Consider the following 15,274-nt stretch of genomic DNA (forward strand, 5'->3'; position numbering starts at 1 on the left):
CCGTCTAACTCCACCAACAGACTTTTTATCGCAAACCCTAACTATCACCGAGCATGGTAGTGATTAAGTTCCGGACAGTAGTGCTAGGATGGTTCTCTAAATTGCTTGGTAAAGCCCATTCTGAGTCAAGATAGGACATCTTCAGTAAATCTCTCACTTGTTTTGATTTAGCTTGTCCTGTACTTTGGGCAACCCCAAAAGCCTGATAAAGTTCTGTGGCCGAAATGTGGGGATTTTGAGTAGGATCGAAGAGAAAATTGACCATTCCTAGGGCGTGAGTAATGCCGGCAGCCCAGGAATTAGCCTTACCTTTTTCTAGGGGAGAGGGACGCTTACGAGCTAAAGTTGCGGTTAATTGGCGAATAAGTTGGGCGTATTCTTCATTAAGATATTGAGCGGCAAATTTATCGGTAATAGCGGTAATTTCTTGATATTTGGCCTGCATTGCCTTGGGAACATTTTCCGATTTAGGAACAGCTGGGGGCGTTTTTTTCGATGTTGCTGCCGCTTGCTGTTTGGCGCGTTGTTCAGCATTATATGTTTCTTGAAAAGCTGTTAAACCCTCCTGACTGGTGATATCAAAACCCTGCTGATGCGCTTGTAACAGGAGATTTTTCATAAAACCGCCACTGCTGGGATTGTTCATCAGTTGACCAAAGCGATCTCCTAATTGCTCTAAATATTTAATAATAGCCTTAGCCTGAGTTAATTTATATTCTCGTCCCAAAAATTGCCAAAAACTAATTAATTCAGGGATAGCATCTTCGGTTTCCGTCGGATCGAGGACAGTAATTTTGCGTGGTAAAATCTTCTCCATTAAGATCTGCACATCTGCCTTAGTCATGGTAGCCAGGGTATACCCTTCATAGAGATAGCCCAACTCGACAAAGGTAGCAATCCAACCACAACCTTCTTGTTTTTCTTGATAATAGGCTTCTCCCTCTGGCGAATTGATATATTCTTCGATCGCTCCAGTAATATAATCTTCTAATAAGGGTTCGGCTTCATCGTAGTCTAAATTATCTAATTGTCGGATATTAAAAGTCATAACTGTAGGTTTTCCTCCCAGGCTTTCCCTTAATTTTAGGAGATTAGCTGACCGACAGCCAAACTGACGCTAAAATAGTCTTTGCTGTCTGGGGTTGTTGCTTGCTCCTGACGGTGGTTGTAACCGGTAACTGAACATGACTTCGATTCGTCAACTGCATCAACAACTCGTCAATAAAGAAAAAACAGCCGTCGAAATCGCCACAGAATTTCTCGCTCGTATTCAAGCGATCGAACCACAAGTAAAAAGCTTTCTCCATTTAACCCCGGATTTAGCCCTCGCACAAGCCCAAAAAGTGGACGAGAAAATCGCCAGAGGTGAATCTCTGCATCCCTTGGCAGGTATTCCCATCGCATTAAAAGATAATCTCTGCACCAAGGGTATCCCCACCACCTGCGCTTCTCGGATTTTAGAGAATTTTGTCCCCCCCTACGAGTCCACCGTTACCCAAAAATTACGGGATTTAGGGGCAGTTATCGTCGGTAAAACCAATTTAGACGAGTTTGCCATGGGGAGTTCCACAGAAAACTCCGGTTATCAAGTTACTGCTAATCCTTGGGACTTATCCCGGGTGCCGGGAGGCTCTTCGGGGGGTTCGGCTGCGGCTGTGGCCGCTCAAGAATGCGTGGTCGCCCTAGGCTCGGATACCGGTGGCTCAATTCGTCAACCGGCTTCGTTTTGTGGCGTTGTTGGGCTAAAACCGACCTATGGCTTGGTTTCTCGCTTTGGTTTGGTGGCTTACGCTTCTTCTCTCGATCAGATTGGTCCCTTTGGTCGTACCGTAGAAGATGCGGCGATTTTATTACAAGCGATCGCAGGTTACGATCCCCAAGATTCTACCAGTCTCAATCTGCCGATTCCCGACTATAGCCAATTCCTGAAAACCAGTTTAAAAGGGCTAAAAATTGGCGTAATTAAGGAAACTTTCGGGGAAGGTTTGGATCAGGTGGTTGCCGAGGCAGTTAATCAAGCTTTAGAGCAGTTAAAGGCCCTCGGTGCCACAATTAAAGAGATTTCCTGTCCCCGTTTCCGTTACGGATTGCCCACCTACTACATTATCGCCCCCTCGGAAGCATCGGCGAATTTAGCCCGTTACGATGGGGTTAAATACGGTATTCGGGAAGATGCCGATAGTTTGATTGATATGTACACTAAGACTCGCGCTCAGGGTTTTGGTGCGGAAGTCAAGCGCCGGATTATGTTGGGAACCTACACCCTCTCGGCGGGTTATTATGATGCTTATTACCTCAAAGCACAAAAGGTGAGGACTTTGATCAAAGAGGATTTCGATCGAGCTTTTCAATCGGTAGATGTGTTAGTTTCTCCCACTTCACCGACCACAGCTTTTAAAGCTGGGGAAAAAACTGCGGACCCTCTGAGTATGTATTTATCGGATTTAATGACTATTCCCGTCAATTTAGCTGGTTTACCCGGGTTAAGTCTTCCCTGCGGTTTTGATGGGCAAGGTTTGCCGATCGGGTTACAATTAGTGGGTAATGTGCTGCGCGAAGATCAATTATTTCACGTCGCGCACGCCTACGAACAGGCCACCGATTGGCACAAACGTCAACCATCTTTTACAAATTGATACAATTGCCGGTGGCTATCTTTTGCCGGTAGCCAAATAGTAGGGTGGGTTAGGCGATGACAAATGAGACAGTTAAGCAACTAATAAGGTATTCGCCATAACCCACCAATCTGTTGATTTTGATCCTAATACTGAATTGCTAGAATTTGGTATTGTATGTATCGGTGATTTCTCGGAAAGTTGATGTGTCTCTATGAATATATATCTAGATTTATTAAAGAGTGAGTTTCGACAATTTTGCTTAGAATATAGATATTATATTGATCAAATAGATAGTTGGTTTACGGAGGCGGGATTTGATAAATACGAGCCTCGTGCATCTACGCGCCTAGAGCAATTGAATGGATACTACTCAAAGATTGATTGGGAAAATCAAAACGATATTCAGAAATTTCTGAAAGTAATTGAATCAATACTTTTATACAAAAGTTATTATATTAAGGAAGAGCATAAGCAAACTTTAAGAGAAATTTGTAAAAAAAGTGGTTTGGAAGTTGATATTAATGGCTACACAATTCATTTAACCAAAAAACTAGGACATCAAAATATCAAAAATATTATTTTTGCCTCTAATTCTTTTAAACCAGAAATTATTTTTTCAGATTCACTTAGCAATGATATTGAAATTACGAAGTATAAAGAATCCTGTTTGATCTATGATAAGCCGATTCAAAGTCATGGATTATTATGGATAGAGTTAATTGATTGGTGGAAAGAGTATAAAAAAATTATTAGCTGGTCAAATTCAGAAGCGGCAGCTCCTCTTTACAAACGACTTAAAGAATCCTTGCAAAATAATGGAGTAGAATCTAGATTTTTTGACACTTACTATAACAACGAGCAATTATGTCGTCGTTGGGGTGAAAATTCGCCCGCTCTACTGCCACAAGTTTATTTACATTATGATCCCTATACTATCAAAGAACTCAAAAGATATAACAATGGGAGAAGATTGATAAGACAACGTATGGATTTTTTATTATTATTGCCAAAATCAAAAAGAATTGTTATCGAGATTGATGGTAAACAACATTATGCTGATGGAGAATATGCGAAGCCTCAGCTTTATGCAGAAATGGTAGCTGAAGATAGAAAGTTAAAATTGCTAGGTTATGAAGTTTATCGATTTGGAGCTTCTGAAATTATGCAAGAAACCTATGAGTGTATAGTAGTAGATTTTTTCCAAAAACTTTTTGATTTTTATGATATAAACCTTGATTTTTGAAGAATAAGAATAGGGTGGATTTGATGGTTCTTATAATTATAGCCTAAAGTAGGATTACGGAAGGGTCATGCTTGGTGCTGAGTTTAATTGCCTTCCATATATTGAAGTAAAACTTTGTTTATTAGGGTTTTACAGTTAATCATAGCACCAACCGCAAGAGCGATCAAGCAGGGAAAACAATTAATTCCACGGATTAGACAAGAATTACCTAAGGTCAAACAACAGCAAGAACTTTTAGAATTGATAGAGACAATTTTGGTTTATAAGTTACCCCAAGTCAGTAGAAAGGAGATAGAAGCGATGTTTAGTTTAAGCGATTTAAAACAAACTAAAGTTTATCAGGAAGCTTTAGAGGAAGGTAGAGAGGAAGGTAGAGAGGAAGGCAGAGAGGAAGGTAGAGAGGAAGGTAGAGAGGAAGGCCGACAAGAAGGCGAATTAGCGGCAAAATTAGCCTCTATTCCTCGTTTATTGGCATTAGGATTAAACTTTGAACAGATAGCACAGGCTTTAGAATTAGATATCGAACAGGTTAGACAAGCAACTCAAAGGGAATAGGAAAGGTTCAAAGCGATCGCACTAAGGTTAGATAGCGTATCATGCTAAACGACTTTTGTGCTATAGCAGAGAGACTAGCTGTGTCATCATTAGACATCTCCGAAAACGCAGGGACAATTCATGAATTTTACTCCAAAAATGTAGGGACAATTCATGAATTGTCCCTACCAACGGTTTCAGATTACGCATATTTAATTTTCGGAAATATCTATTCTCTATCATCTGGGATTATTGGCATATCTGTAATGATTTGATGGCAGGGAAAACAATTAATTCCACGGATTAGACAAGAATTCCCTAATCTCAAACAACAGCAAGAACTTTGGCTCTTCTGGTTTCTGTGTGGAAACGAGGTCTATACTGATAGAATATCCGCAAAATAGCCCTAAAAGTCTTGCCCGATAAGCATTTCACGATTCCATAAGCAAAAATTATCACACAAAGTCGAGAAGAGCCGAACTTTTAGAATTGATAGAGACAATCTTGGTTTATAAGTTACCCCAAGTCAGTAGAAAGGAGATAGAAGCGATGTTTGGTTTAAGTGATTTAAAACAAACTAAAGTGTATCAGGAAGCTTTAGAGGAAGGCAGAGAGGAAGGTAGAGAGGAAGGCCGACAAGAAGGCGAATTAGCGGCAAAATTAGCCTCTATTCCTCGTTTATTGGCATTAGGATTAAACTTTGAACAGATAGCACAAGCTTTAGAATTATATATCGAACAGGTTAGACAAGCAACTCAAAGGGAATAGGAAAGGTTCAAAGCGATCGCACTAAGGTTAGATAGCGTATCATGCTAAACGACTTTTGTACTATAGCAGAGAGACTAGCTGTGTCATCATTAGACATCTCCGAAAACGCAGGGACAATTCATGAATTTTACTCCAAAAATGTAGGGACAATTCATGAATTGTCCCTACCAACGGTTTCAGATTACGCATATTTAATTTTCGGAAATATCTATTCTCTATCATCATTTCTTAAAACAATTATCCCATTTTTGTATATATCCGTAAATCCGCCAGTTGCTATACACGGACTACCGACTTGCCATTGATTATTAATTGGCATTACTTGTTTAAATATTGTCATAGATCCAGTGAGAGTATTAACTGGACTAGCTATTACTGCTTACTGCATGGCAACCAACAAAAATGTGGACAAAGCTTTAATCATATACAACTTCAAAACTAATACAAATATTCCACAACGCCTTATTGTATTTTTACTGAAAATTTTTTATAACATTTTTAAATTATGTACGTTATAACTATTAAGATTATTAAACTAATCTTAGTATTTTAGTATTAATTACTTTTTTGTTGGTGTTATAATATTTTTAACTTTATTTAAATAAAAGTCATGCAAAAAATACAAGTGATTCCAAGAAAAGGTAGTTCCAATTAATCTTAACCCCTAATAGGGATTGAAACTTGCAGGCAAAAATCAGCGATACTGATATTGAGATCACGATGGTGAATCCAGAAGAGATAAAGGAGAGAGAAAATAGCTAACGAAACCGTCACTTATTCCCTAGAAGCAGTTCTGACAAGGATTGAGGGGAAAATCGACTCTCTGGAAAAACGGATCGATGACAGATTTGATCAGGTAGATAAGAGATTTGATAAGATAGAAGAACGGTTGACGAAAGTGAGATGCTCCCCAAAGACTCTCTGGGAAATGCAGTTAAATAATTGGATGGCGACCTAAAAATATGAGTGAATTAACTATTCGTCCAGCTAAAATTACTGGTGTCATCCCAGATTCGATCGCCGCCGAGGTGGGTTTTGAAATCGGGGATGCGCTCGTCTCTATCAATGGTAATCGTCCCCGGGACTTAATCGATTATCAATTTTTATGTGCCGATGAATTTTTAACCCTAGAAGTGCTTGATAGTCAGGGCAAAACTCATCAAGTAAAAATCGAAAAAGATTATCATGAAGACTTAGGTTTAGAGTTTGAAACTGCCCTTTTTGATGGCTTAATTCAGTGTAATAATAAATGTCCTTTTTGCTTTATAGATCAACAACCAGAGGGCAAAAGAGAAACTTTATACTATAAAGATGATGACTATCGCTTAAGTTTTCTCTATGGCAGTTATTTAACCTTAACTAATCTCACCTCAAAAGAATGGCAGCGGATCGAAAAGATGCGAATATCACCGCTTTTTGTGTCCGTTCATGCCACGGAACCCGATCTGAGGATTCGTCTCTTAAAAAATCCCCGCGCTGGTCAAATTTTAGACCATTTAAAATGGCTACAAGCCAGACAATTACAAATTCATGCCCAAGTGGTAGTTTGTCCCAATATTAATGATGGCATTCATCTCGAAAGAACCCTGTTAGATCTGGTTTCTTTTCATCGGGGGGATATTCCCTGTGTGGAGTCGGTTGCCGTAGTTCCCGTGGGATTAACCCGCTTTCGTCCCCAAGAAGATCAATTAATTCCCGTTAGCCAAGAAAAAGCGCGAGAAGTGATTGAACAAGTCCAAACTTTACAGAAACAATTTCGTCAAGAATTTGGCAGTAATGTGGTGTGGTTAGCCGATGAATGGTTTTTAATTGCCCGAGTCGATTTACCCCCTCAATCTCACTACGAAGACTATCCCCAAATCGGTAACGGAGTTGGCTCGATTCGTCAATTTATTAGGGATTTCCAGAAGACAGCCAAGAAGTTATTACCTGCTCAAATTACTCCATCTAGACGGTTAATATGGGTAGTGGGAAATGCGGTAGAACAAGCTTTTCAACCCCTAGTTCAACAGTTAAATAAGGTGCGGGGTTTAACCGTGGAATTAGTGACTTTAAATAGTGATTATTGGGGGCAGGAAATCACGGTTACGGGTTTATTAACCGGGCAAGATCTTCTCAAAGGATTACAAGGTAAAAATCTTGGGGATGGGGTTTTATTACCCTCCCTCATGCTCAAGCATGGGGAAGCGGTATTTTTAGATGATCTCACCCTAGAAACTGTTATTAATCAGTTAGGAGTCCCTATTTATCCAGTTCTGGGAGTGGAGGAATTAATTAAAACTTGTCTTACTCTCAATCCCTTCAACAAATCCTAATCTTGAGAATAGATAATTATCAGTAATCGGTGATCATATTTGAGTTTTTAGTGAGCGGTATTAGGTATTAGATATTAGGTATTAAGTAGAAAATTGCCGTTTTCTTGGCACTGATAACTGATAACTGATAACTGATAACTGATAACTGTCTTAGCCGATTTCCACATTACCAGTCCCTTGAAACATCAGCCAAGAGAGGAAAAAATTAGCCACAAAAATCGCTAATAAAGAAGTTACCACAGCCGTGGTAGTAGATTGACCAACTCCTTTAGCACCGCCGGTGGTGGTTAAACCCCAACTGCAGCCGATAATAGCAATTAAAATCCCAAAAATAAGGGACTTGAACATAGAACTAATTAAATCCCATGTTTCCAGAAAATTTTGGGCTGATTGTAAGAATAGGGAATAGGAAATACCGTAAAGACTATCAGAAATCAATAAACCACCGAGTAATCCCGTGACTAAAGAGATAATAGTGAGCAGGGGTAACATTAAACTACAGGCAATCACCCGGGGAATGACCAAATAATCGATCGGATCGGTTTTTAAAATATATAAAGCGTCAATTTGTTCTGTTACTCGCATTGTACCAATTTCGGCGGCAAAAGCCGAGCCAACTCTCCCCGCCACCACCACCGCGGTTAAAACCGGGGCTAATTCCCTGGTTAAAGCCAAGGAAAGGACTCCCCCAACAAAACTACCCGCCCCAAAAAAAATAAATTCTCTGGCTACCTGAATAGTGAAAACCATACCCACAAAAGCAGCAGTAATTAGGGCAATTGTCAAGGATTCTGGTCCAACAATACTCATTTGTTCCAGAGTATTACGCCGGTGGATTTTGCCATTAAGAATATGTAAAAAAGTTTGTCCCGCTAATAAACCGGCAGCCCCCAAACGTTGGAACCATAAACTTAAACCACCGGCAGCATCACTTTTTCTTGGCATTTGTCGAGGGAATATCGCTAAAATCTAACTTATTATAGGCGAGAATTCCCTCTAATTATCCCTCGATTGTGGGGACTTGCTTTGATGCCACTCGATCGAGGGATAAGAAACTGTGGTTTTGCGCTGCTGGCAGGGGATAATAGAATTGTCTAGTAGCCGTCAGCTATCAACCCTGATTCTTTATCCATGCCAGATTTAGCGAAAATTATCCTGAGAAACCATAAAATTGATGCTGTTAAACGATTCCATCCTTGGATATTTTCCGGGGCGATTAAAGAGATGGAGGGAGAAGTCAAAGAGGGTGCTATCGTGGAGGTTTATAGCGATCGAGGCGAATATCTAGCCACTGGACTGTATAATCCTAGCAATATTGCCGTTAAAATTCTTTCTTTCCCAAAAGTCAGCGATATTGCTCAATTATTTCTCGAAAAATTCCAGAATGCCTATCAGCTGCGGCAACAAATCGGTTTAGTGGATAACCCGAAAACTAACTGTTATCGTTTAATTAACGCTGAAGGGGACGGTTTACCCAGCTTAATCGTCGATTGGTACAATGGCACGGCGGTTATTCAAGCTTATTCCCTAGCTTTATACCAACGTCTCGATCTGATTGTCGATTGCCTGAAAACTATCTACGCTGACAATTTACGGGCAGTTTACGATAAAAGTGCCGCAGTTTTGGCGAAAAGCGCCCATATCTCCGAGAATAAATACTTATTTGGTCAAAAAACCGGCGATGAGGTGTTAGAATCCGGCCATCGCTTTATTATTGATTGGGAAAAAGGACAAAAAACGGGATTTTTCCTCGATCAAAGGGAAAATAGAGCAATATTGACCCAATATTGCCAGAATAAACGGGTTTTAAACACTTTTTGTTACTCTGGCGGCTTTTCCGTCTATGCTATGCAAGCGGGGGCTGCCCTAGTCGATTCCGTTGATAGTTCTCACGGTGCGATCGATCTTACCGAAAAAAATATCGCCCTGAATAATCTCAGCGAAGTTCCCCATCAATCCTACAGCACCGATGTTTTTAACTTTCTGCGCGACTGTGAGGAGGATTACGATCTGATTGTTCTCGATCCCCCCGCTTTTGCCAAAAGTATCCAATCCCGTCATCAGGCGGTTATGGCTTATAAAAGATTAAATCACCAAGCTTTCCAGAAAATTCGCCCCCAAGGTATTATTTTCACCTTTTCCTGTTCCCAAGTGGTTAACGAAGAACATTTTCAGGGGGCTGTCATGGCGGCAGCCATTGAATCGGCTCGCCCAGTGCGAATTTTAGCACGTTTAAGCCAACCAGCCGACCATCCCACCAGTATCTATCACTCGGAAGGTTCCTACCTGAAAGGATTGGTTTTAGCGGTGGATTGATGGAAAATTAAACGATTACCATCGGGATCATAGATGTAGATTTCCAGACCGTGGGAAGCTTGGCTAATTTCTCCCCTAGCACCATAGCCGATTTCGCTCCAATGCTCAAGGGCTTTTTCGAGACTCTCCACCTCGAAACAAATGCTCATGCCACTGCCCCTAGAATCGCTAAATTCCTCTCTGTGGGACTCTTTAGGGCAAAAAAGACATAATTTAAGGTTAATCAGCCTAAATTCTGCATAAACGGCGGCAAGGTAGGGCTTTGGTTCCTGTTGCAACAGTTGACGATAAAACTGTACCGAGCGATCGAAATTACTCGTGCCTAGGGCAATAAAAGCCTCTGTGTAATTGAATGGACTATCGGGGGGTTATTCATTGGGTTTGGGGATTAGGAGAGGGGAGCAAGTCCTGTGGGGGCGAAGCATTCGGGCATAACCTATCGCTGAAACCGTAGATTTCCTATCCGAGATATGCTTCTCGCCCCTACTTTTTCAGCATACCCTACCTAGGGCTGGCTGAATAAATCTAAAAACCTTGTTGGATAAGGCTTTTAGACTTTTTTCCCCTGAAAAAGTCCTGACCATTGGAGTGATCGGGGGTAAAATTCCTGGACTTTTTCCCTGAAAATTAGGTAACTGACTACCTCAAAATCGGTAAAACCCCACACCCCACACCCCACACCCCTTACAGGTGTAGGTTTATTACAAAGAGGTGAGTAGTCACACACAAGAGTGAGAAAATCAAGCTAGAGATTCAGAGGAGCATCGTGAAAGACAATGCTAAACAACAAATATCTCAAGCAGTGGTCGTGCATAGTTTCAGAGCATCTACCCTGACTGACGGACACATTTTTCAATACAAAGACAAGTACTGTTATGTGAAAGCCTCAAACTCCTGAATAAAAGAAAAGGTAATTTTGCCATAATAATCCTGACGAGCTTTGCGAGAAGCAAAACAGGGAAAAGGGTCAACAGAAAATAAGTGGTCAAGTCGCAAGAAGGGACGCGCCTTATGAACAACTCCCGCCAGCCAACGTCAACCAATTTTCAAATAACTCAAACCACGCCGAAAATGAGCATCAACCTGACGGCGAGAGCCAGATTGTTGAACCGCCATGCCAGTTAAAGTAGCAAAGAGAATAGAAATGGCAACAATGAGATAGAGACGTTCTAAACAAGCAGCAGAGCGAACACGAGAATGTTCCCAGTCAAAAACGCCCGATTTACTGCCCTTGAAAGAGATGTTCAATGGGAAAACGAAGACCATACTGCCAGAAGGTGTCAAGGGTAGGAGGTTCATCGCTCAGAATTGCCCAATTATCCTTAACCCCTGGAACAGAGGCTAAAGCAAGATGAGCAGTGATTCTAGCCTCCTGCCAGACTTGAACGTTGCGATCAAAGCAGGCTTGCCGTTTGGGAGGATAGAGTTCTCTGACCTCATAGCCAAAACCCCGACGGCGAACACCGTAAATGAGGGTATCGCAAGGTAAGCGAAGACACCAATGCCAAGTATTTTTCCTGAGCCATTGAATTAATTGCTGATTGGCAAAGCCTCGGTCGGCTAACAGCATGACATTCTCAAAGCCCTGAAGATAGCCTTTGGCTCTGTCCAACAAGGGTTCGTATTTCTCAAAAGCTAGGCTGGCACTACCATGTTCTAATCCCATCCACATCAAGGGGACGGCTCTCCCCCCGCAGACCACCGCTAGATAGACAAAGCAGTATTGATTCCACAACAGAGTGGTATCTATTGCTAGATACAGTCTTTCCCCCTTCTCCTTCCAAGTCTCGATGGCTTTCAATATTAAGGGGATGTATATCTTTTCCACCGCTACTCTTCCATTCTGGCAAAAGCGATTCCACCGTCTCTGATAACTATTGGCTTGTTCGGCTCTGCTTTGTACAAAGGGTTCCCATCTGGCTTGATTGAGACTTTGACTACTGAGTAGGGCTGTCACCATCCAACTGAGGACGGTTAAATGTCTTTTATCCACAAATCGGCTTCCTTGTTCTAGATAGGAATAAACTTGGGAGAAGATTCTGTTCTCGGTTTTCATCTTGTAGGGATTCTTGCTTTTTCCCTATCTACCCAGATATTTTTCTTTTTGGCAACCCTTGTCTTGTCAGGTTTTGACCCACTTGTGTCCGTCAGTCAGGCATCTACCTCATTTGTCAATACCGCAAGCTATCGGATTGGCGACTTGGAGTTTTGGCATGGTCATGACCAAATCGAGCAGCTTGACTCAGGTGTCGAGATTTATTGGCGCAGTCAACGAGGAAAAACCTAACACGGTCAGGCAGAGGCTGAAAGAATGGTAAGCTTTTACGCATTTAAGTTACATTGACAGCATTACCCTTATTTTAAATTTTTCTACTCCATTTAATAATCAATCCCCCTTCATTTAAAAGCTGATTGACTACTTTTTCCAGTTCTTCTTTATTTTCAAATTCTCGATTAGCTATGTACTCTTTAGCGGAATGCCACACTAATTCTATTAGGTTGTAATCTGGACTATAAGCTGGTAAAAACTCTAGCCTAATATTGGGCAACTCTTTTTCCAACTGCTCAATAACATCTTTCTTTTTGTGATAACTAGCATTGTCTAATATGATGATAATTTTCGGTCCTTTTTCTCGAAAATCTTCGGGCAGATTTCCCAAGTTTATCCGGCTCTTCGGGACTTGGTATGGTTCGATATGGGAGCATAAATCGACTCAATCCTTATCTGGCAAAAGATTTAATTGATTAGTTCGCTCCAGATCGCAAACAATTGACAAAAATTGCGGCAATGTCTGTCTCTATAAAGGTTTCATTCCTTATAACCCCGTCCATTGCATAAGACAAACCGAAGAACCGTTTATCCATTCTTGACGAATCTCTTCATGAAGTTTCTTTAATTGTTCATGGAAAGTTTCTGAATTTCCTTTTTTGATCATAAAACCGACTCGTTTTTTGTCATTATATCTTAAGGCTCCCATCACATTCACCCTTCCTCTTTTTCTTTGTCCATTCACTTTTTTTCGCTTTCCTTTTTTTGTCCAAGCTCTCCTTCTTATTACTCTCAAACTAAATCCACACTCATAAGGGGCTGTGTGGCGAACTTCAAGGGGTGACAAGGCGACTAAAAGGCTTGCTGGATAAGGCGCATAGCCGTTAGACCCCTAGAAAAATCGGGGTGTTTTCCTGGCTTGAGGCGGATCAAAGAAAAGGCGAGTTCCGAGTACGCGTCCATCGACTCGATCCAGAAGCTCCCATAAGTAGTCATGCAAAATAAATTTCCTAGTGAAGACAGGCAAGAGGCAATAGGCAAGAGGCAAAAGCTTTATCGAAATGTGTAATTAATTTTGCTTAGGTACTTAAGTACCTATCCAAAAATCGCTATGTCTTTCCGGACCGCGTTTCGCTTCTTTGGAGCGACAAATATAATCGCGAGTTCCCGATTTCTTGAGATTTTGACCACGGGTTGTATTCAAAGAGTAAGCGATAGCGATTAATAAAATTAAGGCGAGAAAGCGAGGCTCGCTCACTTTCGTTTTTTCAAGATTATATCCTCCCGTTTGACAATCTTTGAACATCGCTTCAATCCCGAATCGAGATTTATATAACTTGAGAGTTATCTCTAAAGATTCTAGGTTGGTCAATAAATACTAAGGCTCTTTAGACCCTTTAGTTCGATAACCTCTTTTCCCATAAGTTGCTAGGTTGAACCCCTCGATCTCATGGCTTTTCGTGTGGGTCACTCCCCGAAAGAAGTTTCGCTCGCCCCGGTTCGGTTCTAACTCGGAAAGGGCTTGATAGTTTTCTCCATCTTTCAATCGCGTGTAGGTACTTTTCTTTTGACGGAAGATAAAAGCTACACCTCTGTCGTCAAGCCACTTCCCTAATTGCGCTGACTGAAATTCACGGTCTCCCATTACGACGAGCGGATAGGGTTTCAACAACCCTAAGACTGGCTTGAGGAATTTTTTCGGTTCCCCGAGAGCGCTACTTCCTTTTTTATTCAGTAACACCCAATATACGGGCAAAGCTCTCCGACCACAAATCACACTGGCGACGAATAAATTTCTACCCTTCCAATCGGTTCTATCTATGACGACTAATAATCTTCCCGCGTGTTTCAGTTTTTTGAGCCTTCTTCTTGGCTCTCGATTTTTATTTTTTCCGCTAAATTCTAGCTTGACGATCTGTTTGATCAAAGGAAACCACAAGAGTTTCACGTTTAGTTGCGGGAGCTTAAGAAATCTCTGCAAATTCCGTCTTCTACTTTCAAAGGTTATCGGTTGCGGGAAAAGAGCGGCCAGTTTCTCTAGTTGGACTATCCGATGACTTTGTAAGAGCAGGATTAGGAGCTGTAAGGTCAAATAGCTCGCCTCGCTAAGGTTCGCCTGTAAACAAGCCTGATAGAATGAAGGTAACATTTTAAAATTTTGAGTGGTTGTCCTAACCACTCTATTTCTTTAGGGGGTCGTTTGGCTAGACCCCCCGCTCTATCTAGCTTGTAGCCCCTCTGTCACCCCTTGAAGTTGTTTCCCCGTTTACCAGTAGAGAGCGCGCCGAGCCGACCCCAACCCGTTCAGGTCCTCGCTCCTTTCGGCGAGATCGTTGCCAATATCTAATTTCCGCTAGTGTTTTAAGTAGGGAGGCACAATTATTTGTAGGATGGGTTAGCGGTAGCGTAAACTATGCGGGCGTTGGGTTTCATGCTTCAACCGTTCGGCAAAAGCTCACGGCCGAAGCCCAACCTACGTTCATCTTATATCTGGACTTCCCCCATACATAAATACTAAAAAATTAACAAAACCCTTACTGCAGGTCGCTTCTCAGAAAAAATTGAAAAGAGGCTACTGGGTACATTTTTGACTTGAAAATGGCTGTACCGTTGACTGTATCTGGAGTAGAGCGATTCCGTAGAGTTGGCTGTATAGTGATCGCTAACCTGATTTTAACAGATAGTGTCATTAATCTCTAGAGTAAGGGATTCCCTCTGTAGCCATGTTTTTGCTGGTTTTCTGCCCCGAAACAAGCTATAATGGTCTAAAGGTCAAATTTGAAAATTTTTGCCTCAAACCCTATCGGCGTAAGAACTTCAGGATTTTGTGTCCAGTAGTTCATTGGTATTGTATTGCTTGAACTCAGGCTCTGTAAGACTTTTAGCCATAGCTAGTATTTTTATACGGGGGAAGTCCAGTTATATTTAATTCCACCCACCCACTTAATAAGTAGTCATGCAAAATTAATTACCTGCCCGATCGAGCTAAAACCCTTACGGGGCAATGATCGTCATGTGTAAATAATTTTGCCTAGGTACTTAGAACTCATAATTACTGTATTGCTATAATTATCGATAATAGAAAATTGCCAGAGGTATAGCGGGCGATGCGGGTTATTAGTCGTAGGATACTGCGTAATTTTTGCGTTAACCATGCTGATTCTTGCGAACCTCTTTATGATTGGTAAGTACCTAAGCAAAATTAATTACA

12 protein-coding genes and 4 pseudogenes are annotated in these 15,274 nt (G+C 41.3%); 7 read left to right on the top strand and 9 right to left on the bottom strand.

Annotated elements, in window-relative coordinates:
* Nucleotides 1-37 precede the first annotated feature (37 nt).
* Nucleotides 38-1,048 carry a DUF6398 domain-containing protein gene (locus VL20_RS24260; protein WP_052278060.1) on the bottom strand — a complete coding sequence of 337 codons (1,011 nt, stop codon included), beginning with the start codon at nt 1,046-1,048 and terminating at the stop codon, nt 38-40.
* Between the two features lie 136 nt (nt 1,049-1,184).
* Between VL20_RS24260 and gatA the strand changes: the two genes are divergently transcribed.
* From gatA to VL20_RS24285, 5 genes and pseudogenes are all read left to right on the top strand, one after another.
* Entirely contained in the window at nt 1,185-2,636 is a 1,452-nt protein-coding gene (gene gatA / locus VL20_RS24265; protein WP_052278061.1) for an Asp-tRNA(Asn)/Glu-tRNA(Gln) amidotransferase subunit GatA, read from the top strand.
* 193 nt (nt 2,637-2,829) lie between these two features.
* Complete coding sequence (locus tag VL20_RS24270) at nt 2,830-3,861, top strand: DUF559 domain-containing protein (protein WP_052278062.1); 1,032 nt, start codon at nt 2,830-2,832, stop codon at nt 3,859-3,861.
* Nucleotides 3,862-3,981: 120 nt separating this feature from the next.
* Nucleotides 3,982-4,416 (top strand): annotated as a pseudogene (locus VL20_RS24275) (DUF2887 domain-containing protein); the annotation flags it as partial.
* Nucleotides 4,417-4,869: 453 nt separating this feature from the next.
* Nucleotides 4,870-5,163 (top strand): annotated as a pseudogene (locus tag VL20_RS24280) (Rpn family recombination-promoting nuclease/putative transposase); the annotation flags it as partial.
* 962 nt (nt 5,164-6,125) lie between these two features.
* Nucleotides 6,126-7,478, top strand: coding sequence for a TIGR03279 family radical SAM protein (locus VL20_RS24285; RefSeq protein WP_052278064.1), 1,353 nt, complete (start codon nt 6,126-6,128; stop codon nt 7,476-7,478).
* A gap of 150 nt (nt 7,479-7,628) precedes the next feature.
* Here VL20_RS24285 and VL20_RS24290 read toward each other — a convergent pair whose 3' ends face one another.
* Complete coding sequence (locus tag VL20_RS24290; RefSeq protein WP_002769219.1) at nt 7,629-8,423, bottom strand: MlaE family lipid ABC transporter permease subunit; 795 nt, start codon at nt 8,421-8,423, stop codon at nt 7,629-7,631.
* 186 nt (nt 8,424-8,609) lie between these two features.
* Here VL20_RS24290 and VL20_RS24295 point away from each other — a divergent pair, with 186 nt between their 5' ends.
* Nucleotides 8,610-9,794 carry a class I SAM-dependent rRNA methyltransferase gene (locus VL20_RS24295; RefSeq protein WP_052278065.1) on the top strand — a complete coding sequence of 395 codons (1,185 nt, stop codon included), beginning with the start codon at nt 8,610-8,612 and terminating at the stop codon, nt 9,792-9,794.
* Here VL20_RS24295 and VL20_RS24300 read toward each other — a convergent pair.
* The 3 genes from VL20_RS24300 to VL20_RS24305 all read right to left on the bottom strand — a co-directional run bounded on the left by VL20_RS24300 (nt 9,761) and on the right by VL20_RS24305 (nt 11,850).
* Complete coding sequence (locus tag VL20_RS24300) at nt 9,761-10,072, bottom strand: VOC family protein (protein ID WP_284525909.1); 312 nt, start codon at nt 10,070-10,072, stop codon at nt 9,761-9,763. The two genes, VL20_RS24295 and VL20_RS24300, sit on opposite strands and share 34 nt — an antisense overlap.
* Nucleotides 10,073-10,829: 757 nt before the next feature.
* The gene (locus tag VL20_RS33305; RefSeq protein ID WP_052275239.1) at nt 10,830-11,042 is read right to left on the bottom strand and encodes a hypothetical protein; all 213 of its coding nucleotides are present in this window, start codon (nt 11,040-11,042) and stop codon (nt 10,830-10,832) included.
* Nucleotides 11,017-11,850 carry a transposase gene (locus VL20_RS24305; protein WP_284525807.1) on the bottom strand — a complete coding sequence of 278 codons (834 nt, stop codon included), beginning with the start codon at nt 11,848-11,850 and terminating at the stop codon, nt 11,017-11,019. Before VL20_RS24305 ends, VL20_RS33305 begins: the two co-directional genes overlap by 26 nt.
* 84 nt (nt 11,851-11,934) lie before the next feature.
* On the opposite strand from VL20_RS24305, the gene VL20_RS31520 reads away from it, so the two are divergent.
* Nucleotides 11,935-12,081: a hypothetical protein gene (locus tag VL20_RS31520; protein WP_162490497.1), complete on the top strand. Its 147-nt coding sequence runs from the start codon at nt 11,935-11,937 to the stop codon at nt 12,079-12,081.
* Nucleotides 12,082-12,154: 73 nt separating this feature from the next.
* On the opposite strand, the pseudogene VL20_RS24310 reads toward VL20_RS31520, so the two are convergent.
* The 4 genes and pseudogenes from VL20_RS24310 to VL20_RS24315 form a co-directional block, all read right to left on the bottom strand.
* Nucleotides 12,155-12,460 (bottom strand): annotated as a pseudogene (locus tag VL20_RS24310) (IS630 family transposase); the annotation flags it as partial.
* A gap of 195 nt (nt 12,461-12,655) precedes the next feature.
* A pseudogene (locus VL20_RS30435) lies at nt 12,656-12,898 on the bottom strand (transposase); the annotation flags it as partial.
* A 252-nt stretch (nt 12,899-13,150) separates the two neighbouring features.
* Entirely contained in the window at nt 13,151-13,435 is a 285-nt protein-coding gene (locus tag VL20_RS30445; RefSeq protein ID WP_128575300.1) for a hypothetical protein, read from the bottom strand.
* 6 nt (nt 13,436-13,441) lie between these two features.
* On the bottom strand, nt 13,442-14,212 hold the full coding sequence (locus VL20_RS24315) for an IS4 family transposase (protein WP_128575301.1): 771 nt from the start codon (nt 14,210-14,212) through the stop codon (nt 13,442-13,444).
* Nucleotides 14,213-15,274 lie beyond the last annotated feature (1,062 nt).

It is taken from the genome of Microcystis panniformis FACHB-1757 (assembly GCF_001264245.1).
In the GTDB taxonomy this organism is placed as follows: domain Bacteria; phylum Cyanobacteriota; class Cyanobacteriia; order Cyanobacteriales; family Microcystaceae; genus Microcystis; species Microcystis panniformis.